The organism is Streptomonospora alba, from assembly GCF_000826685.1.
GTDB lineage: Bacteria > Actinomycetota > Actinomycetes > Streptosporangiales > Streptosporangiaceae > Streptomonospora > Streptomonospora alba.
Genome location: NZ_JROO01000030.1, coordinates 46054 through 68829 on the forward strand (window position 1 = coordinate 46054; position 22776 = coordinate 68829).

25 protein-coding genes and 1 tRNA gene are annotated in these 22776 nt (G+C 68.6%); 16 read left to right on the plus strand and 10 right to left on the minus strand.

What is annotated here, in order from left to right:
• Nucleotides 1-225 precede the first annotated feature (225 nt).
• Nucleotides 226-672 (plus strand): hypothetical protein, encoded by a 447-nt coding sequence (locus tag LP52_RS15935; RefSeq protein ID WP_040274565.1) that lies wholly within the window; start codon nucleotides 226-228, stop codon nucleotides 670-672.
• A gap of 46 nt (nucleotides 673-718) precedes the next feature.
• On the opposite strand, the gene LP52_RS15940 is transcribed toward LP52_RS15935, so the two are convergent.
• The 5 genes from LP52_RS15940 to LP52_RS15960 form a co-directional block, all read right to left on the minus strand.
• Entirely contained in the window at nucleotides 719-994 is a 276-nt protein-coding gene (locus LP52_RS15940) for a hypothetical protein (protein WP_040274566.1), read from the minus strand.
• Nucleotides 995-1162: 168 nt separating this feature from the next.
• Entirely contained in the window at nucleotides 1163-1552 is a 390-nt protein-coding gene (locus tag LP52_RS15945) for a nitroreductase family deazaflavin-dependent oxidoreductase (protein ID WP_238580943.1), read from the minus strand.
• A gap of 155 nt (nucleotides 1553-1707) precedes the next feature.
• Nucleotides 1708-2118, minus strand: coding sequence for a VOC family protein (locus LP52_RS15950; protein ID WP_040274570.1), 411 nt, complete (start codon nucleotides 2116-2118; stop codon nucleotides 1708-1710).
• A gap of 462 nt (nucleotides 2119-2580) precedes the next feature.
• Nucleotides 2581-3333, minus strand: a complete 753-nt coding sequence (locus LP52_RS15955; RefSeq protein ID WP_040274571.1) for a maleylpyruvate isomerase family mycothiol-dependent enzyme — start codon at nucleotides 3331-3333, stop codon at nucleotides 2581-2583.
• 303 nt (nucleotides 3334-3636) lie between these two features.
• Entirely contained in the window at nucleotides 3637-4374 is a 738-nt protein-coding gene (locus tag LP52_RS15960) for an SDR family oxidoreductase (protein ID WP_040274573.1), read from the minus strand.
• Between the two features lie 93 nt (nucleotides 4375-4467).
• Here LP52_RS15960 and LP52_RS15965 point away from each other — a divergent pair, with 93 nt between their 5' ends.
• On the plus strand, nucleotides 4468-5331 hold the full coding sequence (locus tag LP52_RS15965; RefSeq protein WP_040274575.1) for a LysR family transcriptional regulator: 864 nt from the start codon (nucleotides 4468-4470) through the stop codon (nucleotides 5329-5331).
• Nucleotides 5332-5673: 342 nt separating this feature from the next.
• Here LP52_RS15965 and LP52_RS15970 read toward each other — a convergent pair whose 3' ends face one another.
• A complete protein-coding gene (locus tag LP52_RS15970; RefSeq protein ID WP_040274577.1) occupies nucleotides 5674-6573 on the minus strand; it encodes a CPBP family intramembrane glutamic endopeptidase in 900 nt (299 codons plus the stop codon).
• Between the two features lie 62 nt (nucleotides 6574-6635).
• Between LP52_RS15970 and LP52_RS15975 the strand changes: the two genes are divergently transcribed.
• The 4 genes from LP52_RS15975 to LP52_RS15980 all read left to right on the plus strand — a co-directional run bounded on the left by LP52_RS15975 (nucleotide 6636) and on the right by LP52_RS15980 (nucleotide 10462).
• Nucleotides 6636-7310 (plus strand): TetR/AcrR family transcriptional regulator C-terminal domain-containing protein, encoded by a 675-nt coding sequence (locus LP52_RS15975; RefSeq protein WP_040274609.1) that lies wholly within the window; start codon nucleotides 6636-6638, stop codon nucleotides 7308-7310.
• Between the two features lie 900 nt (nucleotides 7311-8210).
• On the plus strand, nucleotides 8211-9149 hold the full coding sequence (locus LP52_RS26705) for a DUF6731 family protein (protein ID WP_202966128.1): 939 nt from the start codon (nucleotides 8211-8213) through the stop codon (nucleotides 9147-9149).
• Nucleotides 9150-9180: 31 nt separating this feature from the next.
• Complete coding sequence (locus tag LP52_RS27370; RefSeq protein WP_157036353.1) at nucleotides 9181-9735, plus strand: hypothetical protein; 555 nt, start codon at nucleotides 9181-9183, stop codon at nucleotides 9733-9735.
• A 67-nt stretch (nucleotides 9736-9802) separates the two neighbouring features.
• Nucleotides 9803-10462, plus strand: a complete 660-nt coding sequence (locus LP52_RS15980; protein WP_040274578.1) for an HAD family hydrolase — start codon at nucleotides 9803-9805, stop codon at nucleotides 10460-10462.
• On the opposite strand, the gene LP52_RS15985 is transcribed toward LP52_RS15980, so the two are convergent.
• On the minus strand, nucleotides 10443-11723 hold the full coding sequence (locus LP52_RS15985) for a hypothetical protein (protein WP_040274579.1): 1281 nt from the start codon (nucleotides 11721-11723) through the stop codon (nucleotides 10443-10445). The two genes, LP52_RS15980 and LP52_RS15985, sit on opposite strands and share 20 nt — an antisense overlap.
• A 505-nt stretch (nucleotides 11724-12228) precedes the next feature.
• Here LP52_RS15985 and LP52_RS27375 point away from each other — a divergent pair.
• From LP52_RS27375 to LP52_RS16010, 6 genes are all read left to right on the plus strand, one after another.
• Nucleotides 12229-12417, plus strand: a complete 189-nt coding sequence (locus LP52_RS27375; RefSeq protein WP_157036354.1) for a hypothetical protein — start codon at nucleotides 12229-12231, stop codon at nucleotides 12415-12417.
• On the plus strand, nucleotides 12414-12704 hold the full coding sequence (locus tag LP52_RS15990; protein ID WP_040274580.1) for a hypothetical protein: 291 nt from the start codon (nucleotides 12414-12416) through the stop codon (nucleotides 12702-12704). Before LP52_RS27375 ends, LP52_RS15990 begins: the two co-directional genes overlap by 4 nt.
• A 255-nt stretch (nucleotides 12705-12959) precedes the next feature.
• Nucleotides 12960-13691: a GntR family transcriptional regulator gene (locus LP52_RS15995; protein WP_040274582.1), complete on the plus strand. Its 732-nt coding sequence runs from the start codon at nucleotides 12960-12962 to the stop codon at nucleotides 13689-13691.
• Nucleotides 13692-13808: 117 nt separating this feature from the next.
• On the plus strand, nucleotides 13809-14240 hold the full coding sequence (locus LP52_RS16000) for a hypothetical protein (protein ID WP_040274584.1): 432 nt from the start codon (nucleotides 13809-13811) through the stop codon (nucleotides 14238-14240).
• A 107-nt stretch (nucleotides 14241-14347) separates the two neighbouring features.
• Nucleotides 14348-14596 (plus strand): hypothetical protein, encoded by a 249-nt coding sequence (locus LP52_RS16005; protein WP_157036355.1) that lies wholly within the window; start codon nucleotides 14348-14350, stop codon nucleotides 14594-14596.
• Complete coding sequence (locus LP52_RS16010) at nucleotides 14596-16032, plus strand: FtsK/SpoIIIE domain-containing protein (protein WP_040274586.1); 1437 nt, start codon at nucleotides 14596-14598, stop codon at nucleotides 16030-16032. Before LP52_RS16005 ends, LP52_RS16010 begins: the two co-directional genes overlap by 1 nt.
• Here LP52_RS16010 and LP52_RS16015 read toward each other — a convergent pair.
• Nucleotides 15999-16193, minus strand: coding sequence for a hypothetical protein (locus tag LP52_RS16015; protein WP_040274588.1), 195 nt, complete (start codon nucleotides 16191-16193; stop codon nucleotides 15999-16001). The two genes, LP52_RS16010 and LP52_RS16015, sit on opposite strands and share 34 nt — an antisense overlap.
• A gap of 53 nt (nucleotides 16194-16246) precedes the next feature.
• Here LP52_RS16015 and LP52_RS16020 point away from each other — a divergent pair, with 53 nt between their 5' ends.
• The 3 genes from LP52_RS16020 to LP52_RS25850 are packed head-to-tail and all read left to right on the plus strand — an operon-like array spanning nucleotide 16247 to nucleotide 19397.
• Nucleotides 16247-17938, plus strand: coding sequence for a replication initiator (locus LP52_RS16020; RefSeq protein WP_040274590.1), 1692 nt, complete (start codon nucleotides 16247-16249; stop codon nucleotides 17936-17938).
• Nucleotides 17935-18138, plus strand: a complete 204-nt coding sequence (locus LP52_RS16025; RefSeq protein ID WP_040274591.1) for a helix-turn-helix domain-containing protein — start codon at nucleotides 17935-17937, stop codon at nucleotides 18136-18138. The genes LP52_RS16020 and LP52_RS16025 overlap by 4 nt, the downstream gene beginning before the upstream one ends.
• The gene (locus LP52_RS25850) at nucleotides 18138-19397 is read left to right on the plus strand and encodes a site-specific integrase (protein ID WP_052809918.1); all 1260 of its coding nucleotides are present in this window, start codon (nucleotides 18138-18140) and stop codon (nucleotides 19395-19397) included. The genes LP52_RS16025 and LP52_RS25850 overlap by 1 nt, the downstream gene beginning before the upstream one ends.
• Before the next feature lie 74 nt (nucleotides 19398-19471).
• Here LP52_RS25850 and LP52_RS16035 read toward each other — a convergent pair.
• Nucleotides 19472-19544, minus strand: a tRNA-Arg gene (locus tag LP52_RS16035).
• 213 nt (nucleotides 19545-19757) lie between these two features.
• The gene (locus LP52_RS16040) at nucleotides 19758-21023 is read right to left on the minus strand and encodes an aspartate aminotransferase family protein (RefSeq protein ID WP_040274593.1); all 1266 of its coding nucleotides are present in this window, start codon (nucleotides 21021-21023) and stop codon (nucleotides 19758-19760) included.
• 248 nt (nucleotides 21024-21271) lie between these two features.
• Between LP52_RS16040 and LP52_RS16045 the strand changes: the two genes are divergently transcribed.
• Nucleotides 21272-22741 carry an NAD-dependent succinate-semialdehyde dehydrogenase gene (locus LP52_RS16045; RefSeq protein WP_040274595.1) on the plus strand — a complete coding sequence of 490 codons (1470 nt, stop codon included), beginning with the start codon at nucleotides 21272-21274 and terminating at the stop codon, nucleotides 22739-22741.
• The last annotated feature ends 35 nt before the right edge of the window (nucleotides 22742-22776 follow it).

The window sequence follows — 22776 nt, forward strand, 5'->3', positions numbered from 1 at the left end:
TCGTCGGCCTTCGAGGCCAGGCGACGCCGCCCGCTCCACCCCGGTGCTCCCGATCCGCCAGGACCTCGCGGGCACGGGCATGGGAGTCGAGGAAGCGGAAACGGCGACGAAGCCGTTCCGCTGACGCGTGCGCCCCGAAACGGCGGCCATGGCCCGGCGGATGTTTGCCGCCGTCCGGGACCGGTAGTGATCGGGGAACGGGACGCAGTGCCGAGAGGGGTTTCCATGCTGATCCGACCGGCCTTGCAGGGCGCAGTGGCGGGAGCACTCGCGACCGGGGCGATGACGACGGTTTTCGAGGCGGGGAGCCGCCAGGCGTCGCACCGGCACCCGCCCAAGCACATGGTTCGAGCCCACCTGCCCGGCCGGGGCCGCTCCGAGAAGCCCCGCACCGGTGAGAACGCGGCTACGGGGGCGGCTCACCTGGGCTTCGGAATCGCAACGGGAGCCCTTTTCGGAACCGTTACCGGGCGCCGCAGGCCGGCCCGGAGCCTGGGGGTCGCCTACGCGCTCGCCGTCATGTTCGTCGGCTACCAGGGCTGGGCTCCCAAGGTCGGCGCCCTTCCGCCACTGACGCAGGACAGCCCCGGCCGCACGACCACCCTCGCGGCAGCACACGTCGTCTACGGCTGGACACTGGCATCCACGCTTCGCCGCATGCGCCGCCCGTAGGCTCCGCGGGAACGCAGCCCGGAACCCGTGTACCGGGATGCAGCGGTCAGCGCTCGCGCGGAGCCCATATGGCGGGTGAGGCCTCTTCCTCCGGCAGGTCCGGAGAGGCCCGGTGGTACCGCAGCACGTGGGCGATGCCCCAGACGGCGAACAGGGACATGCTGACAATGGGCCCCCAGTGGAGGATCTCCACCTTCGAGCCGTCGAGCCACAGGCGCACGGTGACGCTCGCGTGCCACAGGGCGACGGTCGTGGTGAGGACCACCATGGCCCAGACACCGGCGTACTCGCCTCTGGTGGTGATCCGCCGTTTCGGCGCCACGGGGCCTCCTTACCGCCGGGGGCGTCGAGTGCCTACCCGACCACACCGGAGCGACGCCCGGTGCGGCCGGCACCCCTCCCGCGAACCGGCAGAGGCGGACCCGTCGAGCGGGGTCCGCCGGTGTGGCTGGGCGTTGATCCGCTGAACTGCGATTGAGGAGCTGTGCGGTCACCGCGGGGTGAGTCGGATCACCGGGTATCGGCGGTCGGACTTGGCTTGGTACTTCTCGTATCGGGGCTGGGCGGCGGTGATGCGCTGCCACGCCTGCTCGCGGTCCGCGCCGTCGAGCCGGTGCGGCGTCACCGGGACGGCGCCGCGGCCGGGCATTTCGATCGACGCCCGGTCGGGGTGCGCCATCAGGTTGGCGTGCCAGTCCGGGTGCCGACTCCCGCCGCCCGACGCGACGATCAACCAGGCGTCGTCGCTGTCGGCGAACCACGCCAGGGGCGTCTGGCGCGGCTGTTCGCTGCGGCGGCCCACCGTGTTCAGGATCAGCACGTCCATGCCCATGAAGTGGCCGCGGCCGCTCTGGACCTTGCGGGCCATCCTGGCGTTCATCTTCCGCTGTATCCACCGAGAGACCGGTCCCGGCGTACCGGGCTTGCGTCCTCCGCGGCCGCTTTCCTGCTGCTCGTGTGTCATGCCTTGCCTCCAGTCGGTCCATCCCTCTCGCGGCACCGGGCGGCGCCGCGCAGCGCTCGAACGGCCGAGCGCTATGCTCCGGTCGTCTGCTGGATCCGCACCGTTTTGCCCGAGGGATCGCGGAATGCGGAGTCGCGGACGCCCCACGGGCGGTCGACGGGCTCCTGCAGCACCTCGGCTCCGGAGGACTTCACCCGCTCGAAGGCCGCGCCGACATCGTCGGTGCTGAAGACGACCTGCGGCAGGAGACCCTGGGTGAGCAGTTCCTGCAGGGCGTCGCCGTCGGCCTCGGAACGGCCGGCGCGCGGTACGGAGAGCACGTATTCCAGGCCCGGCCGGGTCGCGCTGCCGGGAGTCGCCCAGCGGTTCACGCCTGCCCCGACGTCCGAGCGTTGCTCGAGTCCGAGCGTGTCGGGGTAGAAGGCGAGCGATTCGTCCACGTCGGTGACGGTGATGTTGCAGTACCTGAGCTCCAGTTTCATGCCACTGACGCTAGGCGGCGGCGGTGCGCGGCCGCTTCTCGATTCCTGACCGGTCCGGAGCGTGTCCCCTCATACCCCGCTCACCGGCCGGGGCCGCAGCGGTCGACGACCTCGCGATCACCACGCCGTGCCGTCCTCCGGCGGACGCATGCCGACCTGGCCGACCGGCTCCGGGGCGCTCAGCGATCCGCGGACTTCCCGCGCGCGGAAGCCCGGTGATGGTTCCGCACGCCGGCGATGCCCCAGCTCGCGAACATGACCCCGTTGAAGACCCACAGCCAGGTGAAGAAGTCGGCGTCGGAATCGCCGGGCGCGAGGCCGAGGATGATCGACCCGTGCAGCGATGCGGTGATCGACCCGGTGACGGCCGGCCCCCACTACGACGCGTACCGGACCCTCCCGCGTGGCCGCGGGTGCGATGCCATGCAGGTTCTCCTCGGGTCGGCCCGCGGGAGCGGGATGTCACCGGGTCGCGATCGCCAGCACCCGCCGCAGCGTGTCAGGGGTGTCCGCATCGCCCTGCGGAACCGGTGCGTCGGGACGCCGGTCCCACAGCCACAGCAGCACGTCCGACGGCGCACCCGCAACCGTCGCGGTCGGCTCGCCCGGACCGGACTCCCGCACCCGTACGTTCTCCCGCGTCATCAGGACGTCCCAGGAGCGCTGCGGGGTGCTGAGACGCACCGTGCGGCGGTCGGCGCCGGCGAGGGCATCCGAGAAGTAGTCCGGCCAGTAGACCGTGGAGAATTCGGCGATGACGACCAGGATCTCGTCGACGCCGTCGTTCGCGAGATCGTCGGGAATCGAGGTGAGCGGAACTCCGGCCGCGAGTTCGGCGTCGACCCGGTGGACGACGGTCTCGTGCGCCATGCGGCGGTACCAGAAGCCGACGCTCTGGTCCGGGTCGTACCAGGTATAGGACCGCTCCGTCGGCGAGTGGGTGTCCAGCTCGCCGGCCAGCGCGGCGTAGGCCCGGTCGAGCAGCGCGATCGGCATCTCGTCCTCGATGCCCTCCGGCGGCCACGGGTCGGGCTCGCGGGCGAAGCGGATGCACTGCGCCTTGTGCAGGTAGACCTCGGCCACGTGGCGAACCAGATCCGCCAGCGTCCAGTCGGGGCAGCTCGGAACGTCCGCTGCGAGGTCGGCGCCGCTCGCCACCTCGCGCAGGCGGTGGAACTCGACGTCGAGATCTCCGCGCAGCTCTGAGTACTCCATCGCACGATCGTTTCACATTACGCACGCCCGCACCGGTTCGCTCGGCCGCGTATGCGCGGATGCCCCGTTCCGGCCGGTGGGGCTCGAGCACGTGGGCCGAGACGGAGCCGCCGGCTTCGGCCGCAGCCGTGCGGCGTGCCCGCGCGGGCACGCCGCTGGCGGTGCGATCGGGTGGCCGGCGTGCGGAGGACGGCCATTCGGGGAGCGGTACTTCCTCCCCGCCCTCCCCGCCGCCGGCTTCGGTCTCCGCGGTCGCGTCGAGCCGCGGCCGGGCCTCGCAGCATGCTCTCGACGGGTCCCCGGTCACCAGGGGATGGCGCCGGCGTCCTCGACGAACGAACCGGTCGGGCCCTCGTCGGGCAGCGTGGCGAGCCGGATCGCTGTCGCTGCGCCCTGCTCAGGAGTGCGGGGCCCGCGGAAGCCGGTGAAGTCGGTCGCGACCAGACCCGGGCAGGCGGCGTTGATCAGGATGTTCGTATCGGCGAACTGCCGGGCGTACTGCACGGTGACCGCGTTGAGGTAGGACTTCGACGGCGCGTAGGCCGCCATGACGGGACCGACGTCGACGGCCGGGTCCGCCTGCCGGGTGAGGGAGGCGACGGAACTGGAGACGTTGACGATGCGGGGCGATGTCGCGCGCCGCAGCAGCGGCAGCATCGCGTTGGTCACCCGGATGACACCGATGACGTTGGTCTCCACGACCGTGCGGACCACGTCGAGGTCGAGCGTGGTCGGGTCCTGCCCCCACCCCGATCCCGTCTCTCCTGAGATACCGGCGTTGTTGACCAGCACGTCCAGGCGCCCGGCCTGCCGTTCGACCAGTTCCACGGCATCGGCGACACTCTGGTCGCCGGTCACGTCCAGCGGCACCCCGAACGCCTCCGCCCCGGCGGCGCGCAGCTTCCCGACGGCGGCTTCGAGCCGGGCCTCGTCGCGCGCTCCCACAGCCACGCGGTACCCGAGGGCGCCCAGCCCGGCCGCGATCTCGTACCCGATTCCCTTGTTCGCGCCGGTCACCAGTGCGGTCTTCGTTTCGCTCATGCCCTCGATCCTCGCTCGCGGACGAGCGGCGCATCCAACACCGATGCGGTGCACTGCAATACCCGGCAGGTATCACGGAGGTATGCTGTCGCTGTGGACGCCTTGGAAACCCGCGAGTTGAGGTACTTCACGGCCGTCGCCGAGGAACTGCACTTCGGTCGCGCCGCCGAGCGCCTCGGTATGGCCCAACCTCCGTTGTCCCGGGCCATCCAGCAGCTTGAGCGGCGCCTCGGCGTCTCCTTGCTGGAACGCGACCGCCGCGGCATCTCCCTGACCGGCGCCGGAGAGGTGCTGCTGGACGAAGGCCGCGCAGCCCTCGACGCGGCCACCGCTGCCGCGCGCCGCACCCGTCGCGCCGGCGGCGCCGACGGTCCGGGCGGCTCCCGAAACCGCCTGGTACTGGCGGTGAAAGCCGCCGCGTCGCACGAACTGCTGCAGAAGCTCCTCGACGCCTACGCGGCCGAGCCCGACGCCGCCGAAATCGAGGTGCTCCCGAGCGGCACGTGTGAGCAGGAGGAGATGCTGCGCGACGGCCGCGCCGATGTGGCGCTCATGCACGCGCCGTTCAACTCCCTCGCCGGGTTCGACAGCGAGGAACTGCTGACCGAGGGGCAGATCGCCATCCTGCCCGCCGATCACCCCCTCGCCGCGCGCACGACTCTGTCTCTGGCCGACGTCAGCGACATTCCCGATCTTCCGCTCGCCCGCTGGTCCCGCCACGGCACATCCGCACCCGGCCCGGGCCCCGAGATCCACGACCAGACGCAGCTGGCCCAGTTGATCGCCCTCGGACGCACCGTGGCCGTCTTCCCCGAGTCCGCCCGCGCATGGCTATGGGCCGAGCACGCCGCCGTCCCCTTGGCCGACGCGCCCCCCGTCGTCACCCACATCGCCTGGCCCGCGCACAGCCGCTCCCTCGCCCTGGCCGGGCTGATCCGCACGGCCACACGACTATGACCCGCTCTTGCCTCTCAGCCTGGGAGGCGCCTCTCTTCAGCGAGGTCCGCTAGCTAGGTCACCGAGACGGTTCACGGGTCTCCGGCCCCCGCAGGTACTCCGGTTCATCGTCGGCGAGTACCTGCGAGGCGGCCGTGGGCGGTTCCCTTGGGGAGCGGTGTGCGCCGCGACATGGACAAGGTGCACGTGGTCCCGGTCGAGGGCGGAGCCGAGGACGCGGTCACCTGCGAATGGGGCCGTGCCGAGGATGGTCGGAAGGCCGAGGGCGGCCAGGGCCGCCCGAGCCGTCCGGGGGTGTCCGGTGGCGGGTGGCGCCCGGCGGGTCCCTTCGACGAACAGGGACTACCGGCGGTCGGCTCCGGTCCCCCGGGGCAGCCCCAGCCGCCCGCGGGTGAGGAGGACGAGGATCACCGCGACCAGCGCGACCAGCACCGCCTCGCCCATTCCGCTCGCCTCGCCCAACGCCGCGACCTTGAGTCCCGCGACCGCGTTGACGGCGGTGTGGGCGACCACCACGGCGATCAGGCCGCCGCGGGAGGAGTTGAAGACGCAGCCGAAGACGACCGTGAGGCCGACGACGAGCATGGTGTAGACGTGGAAGTCGATCTGGGACTGGACGGTTCCCGGCATCGTCCACAGAGGAGCGTGCCACACCGCCCAGACCGCGCCGAGGATCACGTTCGCGGCCAGCGGGGGCATGGCCCCCTGCAGCCGGGGCAGCATGAATCCGCGCCAGCCCAGTTCTTCGTTGCCGCCTCCGGCGAAGGCGATGAGCAGGACGTTGGCGGGCAGTAGCGCCGCCGCGGCCCCCAGTTCTGCGCTGTTCACCGACGCCTCCGCCAGCAGCACCGGAATCGCCGCGGAAGCCGCGATGGCCAGAACGACGGCCGCGGTGATCACGTAGGGCGCTGCTCCGCCCCGTCGGCGCGGCGAGTACCGCCGGAAGAGGGCGCCGACGCCGGACCATCCCTGGAGGGCCCAGGTGACGGCCACCGCCGCGACGGCCGGCCCGAAACTGCCGATGATCACGAGCGCCATCGGATTGCCGCCCTCGGTGAGGGCGGTACCGCCTCCCCAGACCGACCAGGAGAAGGCGAACGCGACTAGGAGGTAGGCGGCGAGGCCGCGCGGCGGGAGCGTCGTCGCACGCGCCGGGTCGGCGGCGGCAGAGGCGGATTCGGGTGCGGATGCGCTCGCGGAGTCTGGAGAGGGGGGCCGCGTAGCGGACGAAGGGTTGCTCATACTCGAAACATACACTGTTGGATAGAAACCAACAACGTAGGTCCCCTTGTATGCTGTCGGGCATGGCTGAAGAGGGATCCGACCGGCAGTTCGGCAGCGTGTTCCACCGGCCGGAGCGCCGGCGCAGGGCCCAGCCCGCGCTGAGCCGCGAGCGCATCGTCGCCGCGACGATCGCGCTGCTCGACCGTGAAGGCTCGACCGCGCTGACGATGCGCAAGGTCGCCGCCGAGATCGGCGTCCACGCGACGAGCCTCTACTGGTACGTGGAGCGCCGCGAGGACCTCGTCGACCTGGCCGTCGACGCGATCCTGGCCGAGGCCGCCGCGGACCTGCCCGGCCCTGAGGCCCCCTGGGACACCGCGGTGAGGGAGACCGCGCGGCGGTACTATGCGGCGTTGACCGCGCACACGTGGGCGGCGGAGTTCGCCGGCGCGCGGCCGCTGGTCGGGCCGAACGCGGTCGTCCTCGCGAGACGGATCATCACCGCGCTAGGGGAGCTCGGCGGCGACGAGGAGAGTCAGGCCGTCGCGGTCCGGGCGGTGTCCAACCAGATCCTCGGCGCGGCCACATCGGCTGTCGCGATGCGGACGAGCGAGGCGGAGTTCCGAGGCGGGCAGGCCGAAGAGGCCGTGGTCGCGTCCACGGCGGCGCCCAACGCCCTCACCCTGCCCGACTCCTACTTCGACCAGGTGCTGGATCTGCTCGTGGAAGGCATCCGGGCCCACCGCGCCGCGTGAGGGCCGCGGTGTTGCGCGGAAGTCCAGAGGTCCGTTCCGGTGTCGCGCACCCGGTGTCCGCCGGAATGCCCACCCCGGCTCCTTGCCGGCGAATCCCTGCGCAGCAGAGGGCGGTGTTCTCCTTCGGCATCGCTGCTGACTGAGCCCGTCGGAACCCCGCCGCTCGTCGGCGGCGTAGCCGCCCACCTCGGTACCGGAGGCATGTGCGACGCGGCCTCTCAGGAGCCTCCCGCACGTCCCCGCACAACGAAGAAGGCCCGGCCTGTCTGTGCAGGTCGGGCCTTTTCTCAGCTGTCTCAGCTCTGCGCGCTCGGGAGGATTCGAACCCCCAACCTTCTGATCCGTAGTAGGCGTGGGGGTGTCCAGCTCCGTCCGGGGTGGCTTGTCGACCCGCTGCCGGGCGCGGTTCCGGCCTCCGCAATTCCCTCGGCGTCCCGGCCCGTCCACAGTCGTTGTTAGCACCCGCGTTAGCAAGAATCGGGGCACCTACCTGCACCGGGCCTCAGCCACGCGCAAGGGATGGCTGAAAGCCAACGCGACGTGGGGCCAGCAACCACGGTAGCGCTCAGCCACGGTCCCGGGCCGAGGTGCTTGGTCGCGCTGGGGCCGGTAACCCAAGACAGACAGGGTCGCGCGACCGAGTGGCTCGGGAGACTAGGACGTCGGGTGCCCGAATTACTCCAATAGGCAGCGGATCGCCGGTTCGGCGCGTCACCATAGGAACGAGCACACGACATGCGCTCAACGGCGGCTGGGGCGTGCTCGGGACCGGGCGCCAGCCCGCAGCCCGAGCACGCCCCAGCAAGCCGCAGTGACGGCGCTCCGCGCCGTCGCCTTGATCTCACATAGCCAAATTCGGCAACGCTAGAGACGATCGTCCAGTCGAATCGAGTTCTTACAATGGCTCAAAAGAACACTTACAGAGAGCGTACAGTGTCGTTTTATGAGATTGTGTTTCGCAAAAATGGAGAGGAGGTTCGTGGTGAGCAAGTGAATTGGAAGGAGTTTCTTTCCGAAGCTACGCGAGCAAAAGTTGCCGAGCTCACTTTGGATGCAGACGAAACTTTTGTGGGAAGTATCGTTCCAGTCGACGAAGAGGACCACTTGCTTTTGCATCGAGTAAAGGGCCAAACTGAATGGCTTTCGGTTATGAATTGGGAAACAGGAGAATGGAAGGAGTTGGAATCAAAAGCCAGCGAGGGATATCTCGACACTTCTGTAATTTCTTTTCTATCCTATGGGAACATCGTTGGGATAATGCAAGGGGCAACATCCTCGCCTACACACAAGTCGCTCGAAAAATGGATAAATGGAATCAAAGTATTCGAAAGGACAAATGTCGTTGTTCGGCCGCTAGTATCTCAGGCTCAAGTTGATAGTCTTCGGCAAGCAAGCGGCGCAAATCGAATAGAGATTCGTATTGGTGCAAGCAAAAGCGAAGCTTTGAGTAAAAAGAACGGCCGCCTCGCGAATATGCTAAAGAAGGCCAGGGAAGACTATGGGGATATATCGGTAACTCTAATAATCAGCGTTCCTCGCGGCAAGTCGAGAACCGAAGATCGACAGCGGCTGCTTAACGACCTCCAAGACCTCGAAGAAGTTATGCCGAAGGCGGCAGAGAAGGCAAAAGCTACCTTGGTATACGCTGAGGAGGGGAGTCCTGAACAAAGACGTCTTGTTGAACTAGTGGAGCACCACATCACAGCGAAGCGTCGTGTTCCTGCTGTGGATGAGGACGGCAACTCCGTGCGGATTTTGTCAGCGGTGGGCGCCATACTGGAGGTAGCAGATCAGCATGAAGCAGAGCTTAGGCGCGCAGCTGACGTTGAGGCTGGGTGACCTGGGGCTGCGTGACTGAGGCGGTGAGCGCATGGCCAGGTGGTTCGATGCTGTGAGGACGCTTAGAGGGCTCTGGTCAGAAAAAACTTGGTTTGACTACCTGCTCGCTGGATTCCTGGTAATTATTTACGGCCTAATTTCGCAACATTGTTCCAGCGTGGATTTCCTTTCTTTCAAGGATTTGAATCAAAGGCTAGCTATATACAGTACCACCGCGTCGGTAATCTCAATATTTGGCGGCTTGGGGGCAATTTCTATTACTGTTTATATTTCCGCTAGCGGCGAACGTTGGGAGATGATCAAAAGAAACTATCACGTAGAGCTACACCGAAACTGGGTGGCTCTTACCGCTGGCTTGGGTCTTGCTGCCTTATTTTGCGTCACCGCACAATTGGTTGACTACAACAAAGAGGCTGGACTTTCTCAATATGTATTTTGGTTTGGTGCAAGTTTGGCTGTCCTGAGATTTGCTCGATTGATTTGGATTTTTGATCATACGCTTGAAATTTGGAGCAAAGACACCTCGGAGAGTGGCCGTATTTCCGCGCCAAGGTTTCACCCTAAATGGACAGAAAATTCTGAGTGAAGTGACATTGTGTTTTCAGTGTTGGGTAAATAATCATTCCTGCCTTGTAGGTGTACACTAGGTGCCCATGATCCGTGCTGTGGCGTTCGATGTCGGTGAGTGCCTGGTGGACGAGTCGACCGAGTATGGGACGTGGGCTGACTGGCTTGGGGTGCCGCGTCATACGTTCTCGGCGATGTTCGGGGCGATAATCGCTCGGGGGCTCGACTACCGGGAGACGTTCCAGGTCTTCCAACCCGGTTTCGACTTGGCCGAGCAGCGGCAGAAGCGGGCTGAGGCCGGTCAACCCGAAACCTTCGGCGAAGCTGACCTCTACTCCGACGTGCGGCCGTCGCTGGCGAAGCTGCGGGAGCAAGGGCTGTGGGTCGGCATCGCGGGCAATCAGACCGTGCGGGCTGGGGGCATCCTGCGTTCGCTCGACCTGCCCAACGACATGATCGCCACGTCCGACGACTGGGGCGTGTCCAAGCCCGACGTGGGGTTCTTCCGGCGCCTGGTGCAGGAAGCGCCGTGTGCGGCCGACGAGATTCTGTATGTGGGCGACCGTTTGGACAACGACGTCATGCCGGCGGCTGCGGTCGGGCTTCATACCGCGCTCATCCAGCGAGGGCCGTGGGGCACCATTCAGCAGGGCGACCCGGACGCCGATCGCATCCCCACGATGCGGATCGATGCCCTCTCCGAGCTGCCGGGCCGCGTCTCCGAATTCAACGCCGGAGTGCGCTGAGCGTCGCCTCCCAGCCGTACAAACGGTCGTCGAGGCGGCGGACGCAATCGGTGTCCGCCCACGGCTGCAACGACCGGCGGACCTCGCTGACGCGGTCCATGCCGGTCGCGTACCACGCCGTTGCGAGCTGGTTCAACGCCTGCTCTGCGTACGCGCACGCCTCCTCGGGGGCCTTCTGCGCGACTGCGGCCGCCGCCAGGTCGCCGAGAACGACCGAGCGCTGTTTGCCGCTCTCCGCGCCGATCACATCCAGCACACCCAACAGCGTTTCCTTCGCCTGGGCGGGCTGTCCGGCCTTGAGCTGAGTGTTGCCCTTGAACGCCGCCAAGCGCACTGGCGAGAACCAGTTGAACCACTCGGGCGACGCCTCGTCGCCCGCCTCGGCCAACACCGCCTCGGCGTGGTTGATCAGGCGCAACGCTTCGCGCGGGTAGCCGCACAGGGTTTCGCACTCGGCCTCGACGGCGTCCAGCCACGCCAGGAACTCGGCCGAGGGCTGACCGCGCCGCGCGTAGGTGCGTGCTGCACGCATGCGCTCGGCTGCCTTCTCGCGGTCGCCGTCCCAACCGGGGATGAACGCCGCGTGAGCCAGGATCGCCGAACCCATGAGCGGGTCGTCGGCCTCTCCCGCCGCCTGGAGGGCGCGGACATAGGTCGCGTCGGCGTCGGCCTCCTGGCGCAAGTCGAAGAACTCGATGCGCCCCACCAGCAGCAGCGACTCGGCCAGAGCTGCCGCCAGGATGCGGCGCGGCACGCCGGTGGTTTCGGCGAGAAGCTGCGTGCCCAACCGCGTGTGTTCGGAGACGGCCGGGTGGAGCTGGGCGGGCTGAACTGTGAAGTACAAGCGCCGGTATGCCGCGTTGATCGCGGCGAAGTCGGATCCCGCTGTCGCCGGTTGGACGGCGACGTTGGCATGCGGGAGAGGCAAGGCCGATCCGCCTGAGTTAGCGGGCATGTAGGGCACCGAAGCAGTAGCTCGCGCCGGCGACCCTTCGGCCTTCGCTTCACTCCACGGGGACGTGAATCCCAATTCCTCGATCGGGAGCTGGAGCAGGTGAACCAAGAGGCGCTGATGGTCGTTACGGGGCCACGGTGGATTCGCCGACTCCCAACGCCGGATCTGACGGGCGCTGACCTGCATGTTGCGGATGCCGAGCATGGGTGCGGCTGCGGTCATCGCATCGGCGAGTGCCTGTTGAGACGCGTAACCGGCGTGCTGCCGGGCTGCTTTCAGTCGAGTGTTGCCAGCCGAGCGGGCCATGTCCTCTTACCTCCGGTTGGGCTCGTCCCGTCCTTCGACCATAGCGCTAAATAGGGCACCGAACGGACTCTTGGGCCAAGAAGGGTAAGAGAAAGTCCTACGAGAGTCCTCAATGAGACCTATGGAGGACCTTTGATCGTCCCTTGCTGCTCGGGATGCTGGGTCCTATGGGAGACACGCGAGCAACCCCCAGGTGCCGCTCCTGCCGCGGGCGGGGCCGCAAGACGGTGCGACCGCGGAAGCTGGTCGTCGTCGGGTCCAGCGTCACCGGTATCCCCGTGCGGATCGTCGTGTGCGTGGCCTGTCGGGGCACGGGCGTCTCGTCTGCCGCGTGACTCCAGCGCAAAAGCCTCCGGCGGAACAACCGATCGGCGCGCTGAACAGCCGCTGTTCTGTCCTTCGCCTGCGGCTTCGCATCCGTCCGGCTGCTCCGGCAGCAAAGACCCCCGCGACGGTGGGCGCCGTCCGGGGGCGTGGTCCCGACCTGACTGAGACAGGTGGAACGATGACAAGGCTAACGCCGCACCCCCAGTCCTATTACCCGCCCCGGCACGCGCGGGCGTCCTACGTCCGCCCCTACGTGCTCGCCCACGAGCGGCGCATGCGCAAGCGCGAAGCGGCCGAACGGGCTCGGCGAGAGGAACGCCGCCGCGCTACCGCCGTCGCGCTGGCCGGGGCGGGGGTGCTGGTGTGAGTACTTCGAGTGATCCGCTGCTGGCGCTGCTGCGGTCGCGTTACGGCGAGCGCTGGAACATCCGGCGCACCGAGCACCTGTGGCTCGCCACGGCTGTTGACCGCGACGCCGAGCACGCCCCGACGCTGATCGAGCCCGACGTTGAGCGGTTCGTGCAGCAGTTGGAGGAGCCGCCGGCGCGTGCCGGTCGCCCGGCACGGTCGCTGCTGTCCTCCCCGTGGGTCGCCGATCAGCTCTTCGAGGTGGGCGACGGCGTGTATTGGCAGGACGTCCCGCCCCACACGTAGGTGAAGCCCGCGCGGTCGGTCGCCCTGGTAACGGCCTTCCCGCCGGCCGCGCGTTCGCGGGTGTGCGGACACTGCTCTCTACCCCCGGCGGGTCCGCACGCCCGCACTCGCCTTGTGAGGGGGCTCGGTTCGGGCGTGCCGCATCCCTTGCTGTGCCGTTGTCGTGGGCGTTTGTGGTGCCCCAGCGGTGACAGTCCTCCCCCTCACCCGTATGCTGCTTGACCAGACGAGTACTAGAGTCACCGGACGGTTGTGATGTCGAACTTGGAGTTCGCTCCGCCCAAGTACGCCCAGATCGTGCAGGCGATCCAAGCCCGCATCGAGGACGGCACCTATCCCGTAGGGCAAATGTTGCCCTCCGAGTCGCGCTTGGTGCGTGAGTTCGGGTCCGGCCGCAGCACGGTCGTGCGTGCGTTGCAGATCCTGAGTATGCACGGGTGGATCGAGCGGGAGCACGGGCGCGGGTCCTTCGTTAAGGGGATCCCCGCCCAGTCGAACGAACGCTCGCGTGCCGGTGCGAGCGCCTTCGACGCTCCCGAGAGCGCCGCCGATACGGCGATCGTGCACGCTGGCCGTGCGAACGCTCCGGCTGCGGTGGCCGAGGTGCTGGGCGTGCCGCAGGGCTCGCCGGCCATCGTGCGCCAGCGGGTCATCTCGGAGGAGGGGGCGCCGAGCGAGCTGGTGACGCTGTGGTTCCCGCTCGATGTTGCCTCGGGTACCGACTTGGGTCAGACCGAGGTGATCGCCATCGGCGCGCGTGAGCACCTTCAGGCCGTCAAACAGGTCCGGCCCGCGCGGATCGTGGAACGTCTCTCGGCGCGCTTGGCCACCCCGGATGAACAAGAGGCCTTGCATCTTGAGGCGGGGACTCCCGTGCTCGGCGTGCTGGCGACTGTGTTCGACGCGTCCGGGGATGCGGTCGCGGTGGCCGACATCGCTCTCCCCGGTGACCTGCACGAACTTGAGGACAGCTATCCCGCGACCTGACGCGACGCACCCGCACCCGGCTTAACCACTTGATCGGACGAGTTGGGTAGGCTACATTTCAGGCATCCACTTGATCGGACGAGTGGTTGACTGTTTGTAATGTTGAGGAGAAACGTCATGGCGATTCAGGGTGCGCTGCCGATCGAGTTCGGGACGGTGTTCCCGCACGGCGCCTACGCGCTCGGGGTGGAAGCGATCACCGATTTCGAGACCAAGCGTCCGCAGATGGACAAGAACACGGGTCTTCCGCTGTGGGCGGTGGATGTGATCGACGCCGATCCGGAAGCCCGGGGTAAGGCCAAGTCGGTGAAGGTGAAGGTGGCCGCCGAGCACTGCCCGACCCTGCCCGACGAGGTGCCCGGCCTGCCCTTCCGGCCGATCGAGTTCGAGCAGATGTCGGTCGTACCCTACGTCGACGACTCCGGCAGGCGCCCCCGCGTGGCGTACTCGCTGCGGGCGCGCGGGGTGAAGACGCCCGGCGGCGGTAGTTCCCGCAAGGCTCCCGCCACCGCTGGTGCCGGTGGCTCCGGCGGTAAGGACGTGGGCTGAGCCTCCCGCGTATGCAAGCGGGGCGGCCTGTGGTGTTGGCGCACCCGGCCGCCCCTTCCAACCCCTCGTGTCCTCGCTCAAGACCACGGAAGAGGTGTGTCCCCAGTATGTCCCAACAGCCTGCGCGGGTGAGCATCCGCGAGATCACCGCGTTCATGGACGCCGTACGCGCCCACCGCACCGCCATCTTCAACGGCTCCGACCCGCGCCCGGATGCGGCGCTGCTGGCCTGGAAGTCCAGCATCCTCGACCGCATCGCCGCCCAGACCACCGACGCCGAAACCCAAGCGGTCGCCGACGAAGCACGCGCCGAGTTGGCCGCCGTCCGCGCCGACGAGGTCGGGGGTGGTCGGTGATGCTGGGCAACTCCAAAGCGGGCGCCTCCCAGGTCCAGCGGCCGACGGCGCCCGTGCCCGCGCAGGCGGTGCGCTTCACGACCCCGGTCGTGGAGACGCCGGGCGTCTTCATCCTGACCGGGTGGCTGTGGCGCTTCCTGCGCATGCTCGTCCTGCTGCCGTTCCAGTTCCCCGTCTCCGTCGCCACGGTGGCCGCCTCCGTGGCCGTCTACGCGGTGTTCGGCTGGCTCGGACTGGCGGTGCTGTGGACAGTGGTCGACCTCGGCCTGTTCGTGTGGTGGCGACGCTGGCCGGACTCCTTCAAGGCCCGTGTGGCGCTTCGGGCGTTGGCGACCTGGCGCCGGTTCTGGGTCTACCGCCGCCACTGGCAACCCGTGCTCGTCGTCTCCGGCCTGGCCGAGTCCTACCTGGAGCGCCAGTACCTGCCTCAGATCCGGGGCGTGACCTGCTCGGCGTGGGCGGATCGGGTGCGGGTGAAGCTGGTGGCCGGCACCGCCCCGGCCGAGTTCGAGCAGCGTGTGGCCGAGCTGGCGCATGGCTTCGGCGCCCCCTCCTGCCGCGTCGAAGTTCGCGGGCCGCGGGATCTGGTGTTGGAGTTCCCCCGCCGCGACATGCTCGCCGCTCCCATCGACGCGCTACCGGTGCTCGACGATCCCCCGGGTGTGGACCTGGCCGCGCTGCCGGTCGGCCGGTGCGAGGACGGGCAACCGTGGAACCTGCGGCTGCACGGAACCCACGTGCTCACCGTCGGCGTCACGGGTGCGGGCAAGGGGTCGGTGCTGTGGTCGGCGATCCGCGCCATGGTCCCGGCGATCCGGGCGGGGTCGGCGCAGGTGTGGGCGATCGATCCCAAACGGATGGAACTCTCCTACGGCCGCCGCCTATTCGCCCGCTACGCCGACGCCGCCGACGAGGCGGTCGGCCTCCTCGAATCCGCGGTTGCGGCGATGCAGGAACGGGCCGAGCGCTACGCGGGCCGCAAACGCGTCCACGTGCCCAGCACGCGGGACCCGTTCGTGGTGGTGGTCCTGGACGAGGTGGCGTTTCTGACCGCCTACCACCCCGAGCGCGAGATCCGGCGCCGCGCGGAGAACGCGATTGCCACCCTGACCAGTCAGGGACGGTCGGTGGGCTTCTGCGTGCTGGCCGCGCTGCAGGATCCGCGCAAGGAGGTGCTGAACCTCCGGAACCTGTTCCCCGACAAGATCGCGCTCCGTCTCGACGAGGCAAGCCAGGTGGACATGGTGCTCGGGGACGGCGCACGCGACCGTGGCGGCAACGCCCACCTCATCGACCCCGACCTTCCCGGCGTGGCCTTCGTGAAGCTGGAAGGCTCCCCGGCCCCGGTGCGAGTCCGCGCTGCCTTCGTCACCGATACCGACATCGACGCCATGGCCGCTGATCACGGATCGCCGTGCGAGGGAGCGGCGTCATGATTCCGGTCTTTGCGCTTCACATTCCGCACCCACACGAAGACTCCAGCGCCATAGACCGCGAGGACGGCAAGCACCGTCCAGATACCGAAGTACTGGTTCACCGTGAGGCCGACGATCACGACAAGCCCACTGGCCAGGAAGATGCGGTTGTGGCGCTGCATGGGGCGAACCTAGCTTTCCGGCCCGCCTGGGCGGTAGGGGAGGTGGCTTAGGCATGCCGACTCCGACCGGAAAGTCCACGCGGGCCGAGCGCCAGGCGCAACCGCTGGCGCGTGAGGTGGCCGAGCAGATCGCCGCCGACAAGGGCGTGTGCATCCGGCCCGTCTCCCTGCGCCGCACGAACATCGCGACCGGACGGACCGAGATCGTGGATGTGCCGTGCAACTCCACGTCGGAGTCCCGGTGCCCCTCGTGTGCCAGGCGCAAGCGCTCCATCCGCCGCAGCCAGTGCGAGGAGGGCTGGCACCTGACCGAAGAACCGACCGTCGTCCCGGACGACCCCTCTGAGGTTCAGCGGGCGTGGGTGGAACGGCGGGCGATGGTGACGGCTGAACGTGACCGCCTGGTGGAAAGCGGTGAAGCGTCATCCGACGAGGTGGCCGCGCTCGATCAGGCCATCGCCGACCTCGACGCCGAGATCGCGGACTCGGGCATGCGTGGCTCGGTCTCGCGCGGCGCCTCCTCGTCGGCAACGTCGCGGCGGGTGCGCTCGACCAAGCGGCGCCAGGACGCGCCCGACCTGCCCAAGCGCCAGATGGCCAAGACCACCGTGGGGCGCACCTACGAGGATCCGGCGACCGGTAGGAGCTTCCGGCCCTCGCTGTTCCTCACGCTGACCTGCGACACCTACGGCCGCGTGCGCTCCGACGGCACACCGGTCGACCCGTCGACCTACGCCTACCGGCGGGCGGCTCGGGATGCGCTGCACTTCTCCAAGCTCGTCGACCGGTTCGTACAGAACCTGCGCCGCGTGGCGGGCTTCGATGTGCAGTACTTCGCCACGGTCGAACCGCAGCGCAGGCTGGCGCCGCACCTGCACATGGCCACACGCGGCACCATCCCGCGTGCGGAGCTGCGCCAGATCGCTGCCGCCACGTATCACCAGGTGTGGTGGCCTGCGGCCGACGAGGCGGTCTATGCGGGCGAGAACCTGCCCGCCTGGGATGAGTCGATCGGCGGCTATGTCGACATGGCAACCGGGGAAGTCCTGCCCACCTGGGAACAGGCGCTCGATGACCTCGACGCCGACCCTTCGGCGGAACCGATGCACGTGGTCCGGTTCGGGCCGCAGGTCGACGCTAAGGGCGTGGTGGCCGGCACCGATGACGCCGACCGGTGCGTCCGGTACCTGGCGAAGTACCTCACTAAGGACATCGCCGAATGCCACGCCGTCGAGACCGACGCCCAACAGCGTCACGTTGACCGGCTCGTGGAAGCCCTGCGGTTCGAACCGTGCTCGCCCCGGTGTGCGAACTGGCTCCGGTACGGCGTGCAACCGGACGGCGCAAAAGCCGGGTTGACTCCGGGGTTCTGCCGCTCCAAAGCCCATCGGCGCGAACACCTCGGCTACGCCGGGCGGCGCGTGCTGGTGTCTCGGAAGTGGTCCGGGAAGACCGTCGCCGACCACAAGGCGGACCGACTGCGGTGGGTCCTCGACGCGCTCGGCGTGGATCCCGACACCGACCCCGACGAGGGCCAGGGCGACAACGCCGCTCCCGCGCTCGCGTCGGTGTCCTCCGGCGATCACGCCTGGGAGTTGGCACGGCCGACCGATCCAGACGTCCCGCCGCGCGAACACCGCCTACTGCGGGCGGTCGGCGAAGCGCTCAAACGCCGCGCCCAGCTCGACGCCGCTCGGCAACAGCGATCCGACGATCTTGCGGCAACTCCAGAAAGGGCAGCATGACCGCCACTCGTCTCTTGCTCACCGTGCCCGAAGCTGCTCGGGCGCTGGCCATCTCCCGGAGCAAGCTCTATGAGCTGATCGGCTCGGGCGCCGTGCGGTCGGTGAAGATCGACGGTTCCCGTCGCGTCCCGGTCGGCGCGCTCGATGCCTACTTGGCGTCGCTGATGCCCGCCGAGAAGCCGGGGGAGGTGGCCGCGTAATGGCTAGCACTGCCGCCACCACTCCGGACGGCCCCGGCGACGACTCCGACGCCAACCGCAAGAAGCGGCCCAAGCTGCGCGACGGCGTCATGAAGCGCGGCAAGACCTGGTCCTACGTCATCCGCGTCACCGACCCCGAGACCGGCGTGAGCAAGCCGAAATGGGTCGGCGGATTCGCCACCGAAGAGGAGGCCAAGGCCGCACGCGACGAGGCGCGCGTCAAGGCTCGGCGGGGCGAGTACGTCGACCGGAACAGCATCACGGTCGCCGAGTACATGGCCGAGTGGATCGAGGCGCACGGGGTCGAGATCAAGCCCAAGACCCTTTACATGTACCGCTACCTGATCAACCGCTACATCGTGCCGCGCCTGGGCGGGACTCGGCTGCAAGCAGTCCGCCCGGCCACCGTCACGAAGTTCTACCGGGAGATTTCGGCAACCGGTGGCAAGGGCGGCAAGGGGCTGTCTCCGCGCACAGTGGAATACGTGCATGCGGTGCTTCGCAAGGCGTTCCGGGATGCCGTGGAGGTCGAACAGATTCTCCCGTCCAACCCGGTCGAGCGGGCCAAGCGTCCGCGCAAGCGGCGATCCGAACCGGCGGCGGTGTGGACTCCGGTGCAACTGCGGGTCTTCCTGACCGAGGTCGCCAGCCACCACCGGCTTCACGCCTTCTTCCACGTCGCTGCCTATACGGGCGCGCGGCGCGGAGAGCTGCTGAACCTGCGGTGGTCGGATGTCGACCTGGAGGCGGGGGAGCTGCGCATTGCGGGCTCGGCGTCCTTCATCGATGGTCAGCGCGTGGAGGGCACGACCAAGAGCGGGCGCGCCCGGACGGTGGCGATCGACGCCGCGACAGTGGCCGTCCTGAAGGGACATCGGGCGATGCAGGCGGCCGACCGGGACGCTGCCGGTGAGGAATGGCGGGGCGACGGAAAGCATGTGTTCACTACCGGTTGGGGCGAACCGATCCATCCGGACACGGTCTCCTCACTGATGTCCATCCTCGTCCGCCGCTACAACAACCCGCCTGCGGGCAAGGGGGAACAGCCGGCCGAGCCGCTGCCTCCGGCTCGCCTGCACGACCTGCGGCACATCCACGCGACCACGCTGCTTCTGGCCGGTGTGCCGGTGCACGTGGTGGCCGCGCGGCTGGGGCACGCTGACCCGTCGATCACGCTTCGGGTCTACGCGCACGTGATCGATGAGCAGGTGGCCACCGTCGCCGACACGTTCGCGGACATCCTGCGCAAGGCCGGGTAGCGGGGGAGTGCTTGTTAGCACAGGTGTTAGCACAAAGGCCGGTTCCGAAGATCGGAACCGGCCTTTGACCTGGGCGCGCTCGGGAGGATTCGAACCCCCAACCTTCTGATCCGTAGTCAGATGCTCTATCCATTGAGCTACGAGCGCTGGATTTCGGTTGTGCGGCTCCCGTCGGGGTGGTCCCTGCGGAAGACGTTTATGACTCTACCACGGGAGACGACGCGGTTTTGCCGGATGATCCGCCATGGGGCGCGGTGTGTGAGCGAGGTCCCAGGTCGGCTCCCGCCGGCCGAAGGCTGCGGGGGCCGACCCGGGTGGGCGCTGACGGCCGTGTGCGGTGGGGATCCGTCCGTGGGCCCCTTAGGCCGCGACCTCCTTCATCGTCTGGGACCAGAGGTTGACCGCCTCGTCGATCTGGTCGGCGGTGACGATGAGCGGCGGGATCATGCGGACGACGTTGCCGTGCGGGCCGCAGGTGAGCAGCAGGAGGCCCTTCTCCGCCGCCGCCTTGTGGGCGCGGGTGGCGGTCTCGGCGTCCGGGGAGCCGTCGGGGGCGGTGAACTCGTTGCCCACCATCAGGCCCCGGCCCCGCACGTCGCCGATGCCCGGGTGGTCGGCGGCCACGCCCGCCAGGCCCTGCTGGAGGCGCTCGCCCATCTGTGCGGCGTTGGCGACCAGCCCTTCGTCCTCGATGACGTCCAGGGTGGCCAGCGCCGCCGCACACGAGACCGCGTTGCCGCCGTAGGTGCCGCCCTGCGAACCCGGCCACGCCTTCTCCATCAGCGACTGGGACGCGGCGATCGCCGACAGCGGGAACCCGCTGGCCAGGCCCTTGGCGGTGATGACGATGTCGGGCCGGATGCCCGCGGACTCGTGTCCCCAGAAGTCGCCGGTGCGCCCGAATCCGGTCTGCACCTCGTCGACCACGAGAAGGATGTCGTGCTTGTCGGCCCGCTCGCGCAGCCCGCGCAGGAACGCCGCCGGAGCCGGGACGTAACCGCCCTCTCCCAGCACGGGCTCGATGAAGATCGCCGCGGTGTCCTGCGGGTAGCTGACCGTGGCCAGCTGGTAGTCCAGCTCGCGCAGGGCGAACTCGGTGGCCTCCTCCTCGCTCATCCCCAGCCGGTAGGCGTAGGGGAACGGCGAGACCACGACGCCGGGCATCAGCGGACCGATGCCTGCGCGGATCTTGGTGCCCGAGGTGGTCAGCGACGCCGCCGCCATCGTGCGCCCGTGGAAGCCGCCCTGGAAGACGATCGCGTTCTGGCGCCCCGTCGCCTGGCGCGCCAGCCGCAGCGCGGCCTCGACGGCCTCGCTGCCGGAGTTGACGTAGAAGAGCCGGTCGACGCCTTGGGGCAGCACGCTGCCCAGCCGTTCGGTGAGCTGGAGCAGCGGCCGGTGCATGACCGTGGTGTACTGGCCGTGCACGAGGGTGGCGACCTGGCGCTGCGCGGCGTCGACGACTCGGGGGTGGCAGTGGCCGGTGCTCGTGACGCCGATGCCGGCGGTGAAGTCGAGATAGCGGCGGTCGTCCTCGTCGAAGATGTAGACGCCTTCGCCTCGCGCCGCCAAGACAGGTGTGGCCTGCTTGAGCAGGGGGGAAAGCGCGGCCGACTGCTCAGCCATGCTCAGACCTCTTCCGTAGGATTGTTGACAATCGACGAAGCTATGGAATCATCCCACATGAGGCGGTGTCCAGGTCTGCGCGTACCCCCTGGGCGGATCCTGGCATCACCGCTTGCGCGAACACACCGACGGCGGCGGTTAGGCCGCGCGCGCCGCCGGGAAGGCGTCCGTCGAGACATCCGTCGAGGCGCTTTCGCGTGTCCGGCGAACGCACCGTCACCCACCCAGCCCAGAAGGGGATGTACGCAATGACCTTGGCCGAACGGGAGACGCAGGTCGTCGAGCGCGTGCCCAAGCAGCTCTTCATCGGCGGCACCTGGCGCGACGCGAAGAGCGGCGCGGCGCTCAAGGTCGAGGACCCCTCCACCGCGTCCGTGCTGTGCGAGGTCGCCGACGCCGGGACCGAGGACGCTTTCGCCGCGCTTGAGACCGCCGTCGCAGCCCAGCCGTCGTGGGCCAAGCACGCCCCGCGGGAGCGCGGCGAGATCCTGCGGCGCGCCTACGAGCTGCTCATGCAGCGCCAGGACGAGCTCGCGCTGCTGATGACCCTGGAGATGGGCAAGCCCCACGCCGAGGCCAAGGGCGAGATCGCCTACGCCGCCGACTTCCTGCGCTGGTTCTCCGAAGAGGCCGTGCGCATCGAGGGCGGCTACTCCGTCGCCCCCAACGGCCAGGCGCGCTTTCTGATCATGCGCCAGCCGGTGGGGCCGTCCATGCTGATCACGCCGTGGAACTTCCCCATGGCCATGGGCACCCGCAAGATCGGCCCGGCCGTCGCCGCCGGGTGCACCATGATCCTCAAGCCCGCCCAGCAGACCCCGCTGTGCGCGCTCGCGCTCGCCGAGATCCTGCGCGAGGCGGGCCTGCCCGACGGCGTGCTGAGCGTGCTGCCCACCTCCGACGCCGGCGGCGTCACCGAGCCGCTGCTGCGCGACGGCCGCATCCGCAAGGTCTCCTTCACCGGCTCGACCCCGGTCGGCCGCAAGCTGCTGGAGCAGAGCTCCGAGCAGGTGCTGCGCACCTCGATGGAACTGGGCGGCAACGCCCCCTTCCTGGTCTTCGACGACGCCGACATCGACGCCGCCGTCGACGGCGCCATGCAGGCCAAGATGCGCAACATCGGCGAGGCGTGCACGGCCGCCAACCGCCTGTACGTGCAGTCGGGTATCGCCACCGAGTTCGCCCGCAGGCTCAGCGAGCGCATGGGCGCGCTGAGGCTCGGCCGCGGCACCGAAGAGGGCTCCGAGGTCGGTCCGCTGATCGACGCCAAGGCCCGCGAGAAGGTGCAGAGCCTGGTCGACGACGCCGTCTCCCGCGGCGCCCGCGTGCTCGTGGGCGGCTCCGCCGGTGACGGCGACGGCTACTTCTACCGGCCCACCGTGCTCGCCGACGTGCCCCAGTCCAGCGATCTGTCCACGACCGAGATCTTCGGTCCCGTGGCCCCGATCATTCCGTTCGACACGGAGGAGGAGGCGCTGACCGCGGCCAACGACACCGAGTTCGGCCTGGTCAGCTACGTCTACACGCAGGACCTCAACCGCGCGCTGCGCGTGTCGGAGGAGCTGGAGACCGGTATGGTCGGCCTGAACCAGGGCGTGGTCTCCAATCCGGCGGCGCCCTTCGGCGGCGTCAAGCACTCCGGCCTGGGGCGCGAAGGCGGCCGTGTGGGCATCGAGGAGTTCCTGGAGACCAAGTACATCGGCGTCGGGGGAGTGTGACGCCGACAGACACAGACATGCGCGGCCCCCGACCG

Coding starts and splice junctions, on each gene's coding strand:
- LP52_RS16010 (WP_040274586.1), top strand. CDS start 14,596: ATGCTGGGCAACTCCAAAGCGGGCGCCTCCCAGGTCCAGCGGCCGACG.
- LP52_RS27370 (WP_157036353.1), top strand. CDS start 9,181: ATGGCCAGGTGGTTCGATGCTGTGAGGACGCTTAGAGGGCTCTGGTCA.
- LP52_RS15960 (WP_040274573.1), bottom strand. CDS start 4,374: ATGAGCGAAACGAAGACCGCACTGGTGACCGGCGCGAACAAGGGAATC.
- LP52_RS15995 (WP_040274582.1), top strand. CDS start 12,960: ATGTCGAACTTGGAGTTCGCTCCGCCCAAGTACGCCCAGATCGTGCAG.
- LP52_RS15985 (WP_040274579.1), bottom strand. CDS start 11,723: ATGGCCCGCTCGGCTGGCAACACTCGACTGAAAGCAGCCCGGCAGCAC.
- LP52_RS16045 (WP_040274595.1), top strand. CDS start 21,272: ATGACCTTGGCCGAACGGGAGACGCAGGTCGTCGAGCGCGTGCCCAAG.
- LP52_RS15970 (WP_040274577.1), bottom strand. CDS start 6,573: ATGAGCAACCCTTCGTCCGCTACGCGGCCCCCCTCTCCAGACTCCGCG.
- LP52_RS16020 (WP_040274590.1), top strand. CDS start 16,247: ATGCCGACTCCGACCGGAAAGTCCACGCGGGCCGAGCGCCAGGCGCAA.
- LP52_RS27375 (WP_157036354.1), top strand. CDS start 12,229: ATGACAAGGCTAACGCCGCACCCCCAGTCCTATTACCCGCCCCGGCAC.
- LP52_RS16025 (WP_040274591.1), top strand. CDS start 17,935: ATGACCGCCACTCGTCTCTTGCTCACCGTGCCCGAAGCTGCTCGGGCG.
- LP52_RS16000 (WP_040274584.1), top strand. CDS start 13,809: ATGGCGATTCAGGGTGCGCTGCCGATCGAGTTCGGGACGGTGTTCCCG.
- LP52_RS26705 (WP_202966128.1), top strand. CDS start 8,211: ATGGCTCAAAAGAACACTTACAGAGAGCGTACAGTGTCGTTTTATGAG.
- LP52_RS25850 (WP_052809918.1), top strand. CDS start 18,138: ATGGCTAGCACTGCCGCCACCACTCCGGACGGCCCCGGCGACGACTCC.
- LP52_RS15945 (WP_238580943.1), bottom strand. CDS start 1,552: ATGAACGCCAGGATGGCCCGCAAGGTCCAGAGCGGCCGCGGCCACTTC.
- LP52_RS16040 (WP_040274593.1), bottom strand. CDS start 21,023: ATGGCTGAGCAGTCGGCCGCGCTTTCCCCCCTGCTCAAGCAGGCCACA.
- LP52_RS15975 (WP_040274609.1), top strand. CDS start 6,636: ATGGCTGAAGAGGGATCCGACCGGCAGTTCGGCAGCGTGTTCCACCGG.
- LP52_RS15935 (WP_040274565.1), top strand. CDS start 226: ATGCTGATCCGACCGGCCTTGCAGGGCGCAGTGGCGGGAGCACTCGCG.
- LP52_RS15980 (WP_040274578.1), top strand. CDS start 9,803: ATGATCCGTGCTGTGGCGTTCGATGTCGGTGAGTGCCTGGTGGACGAG.
- LP52_RS16005 (WP_157036355.1), top strand. CDS start 14,348: ATGTCCCAACAGCCTGCGCGGGTGAGCATCCGCGAGATCACCGCGTTC.
- LP52_RS15950 (WP_040274570.1), bottom strand. CDS start 2,118: ATGAAACTGGAGCTCAGGTACTGCAACATCACCGTCACCGACGTGGAC.
- LP52_RS16015 (WP_040274588.1), bottom strand. CDS start 16,193: ATGCAGCGCCACAACCGCATCTTCCTGGCCAGTGGGCTTGTCGTGATC.
- LP52_RS15955 (WP_040274571.1), bottom strand. CDS start 3,333: ATGGAGTACTCAGAGCTGCGCGGAGATCTCGACGTCGAGTTCCACCGC.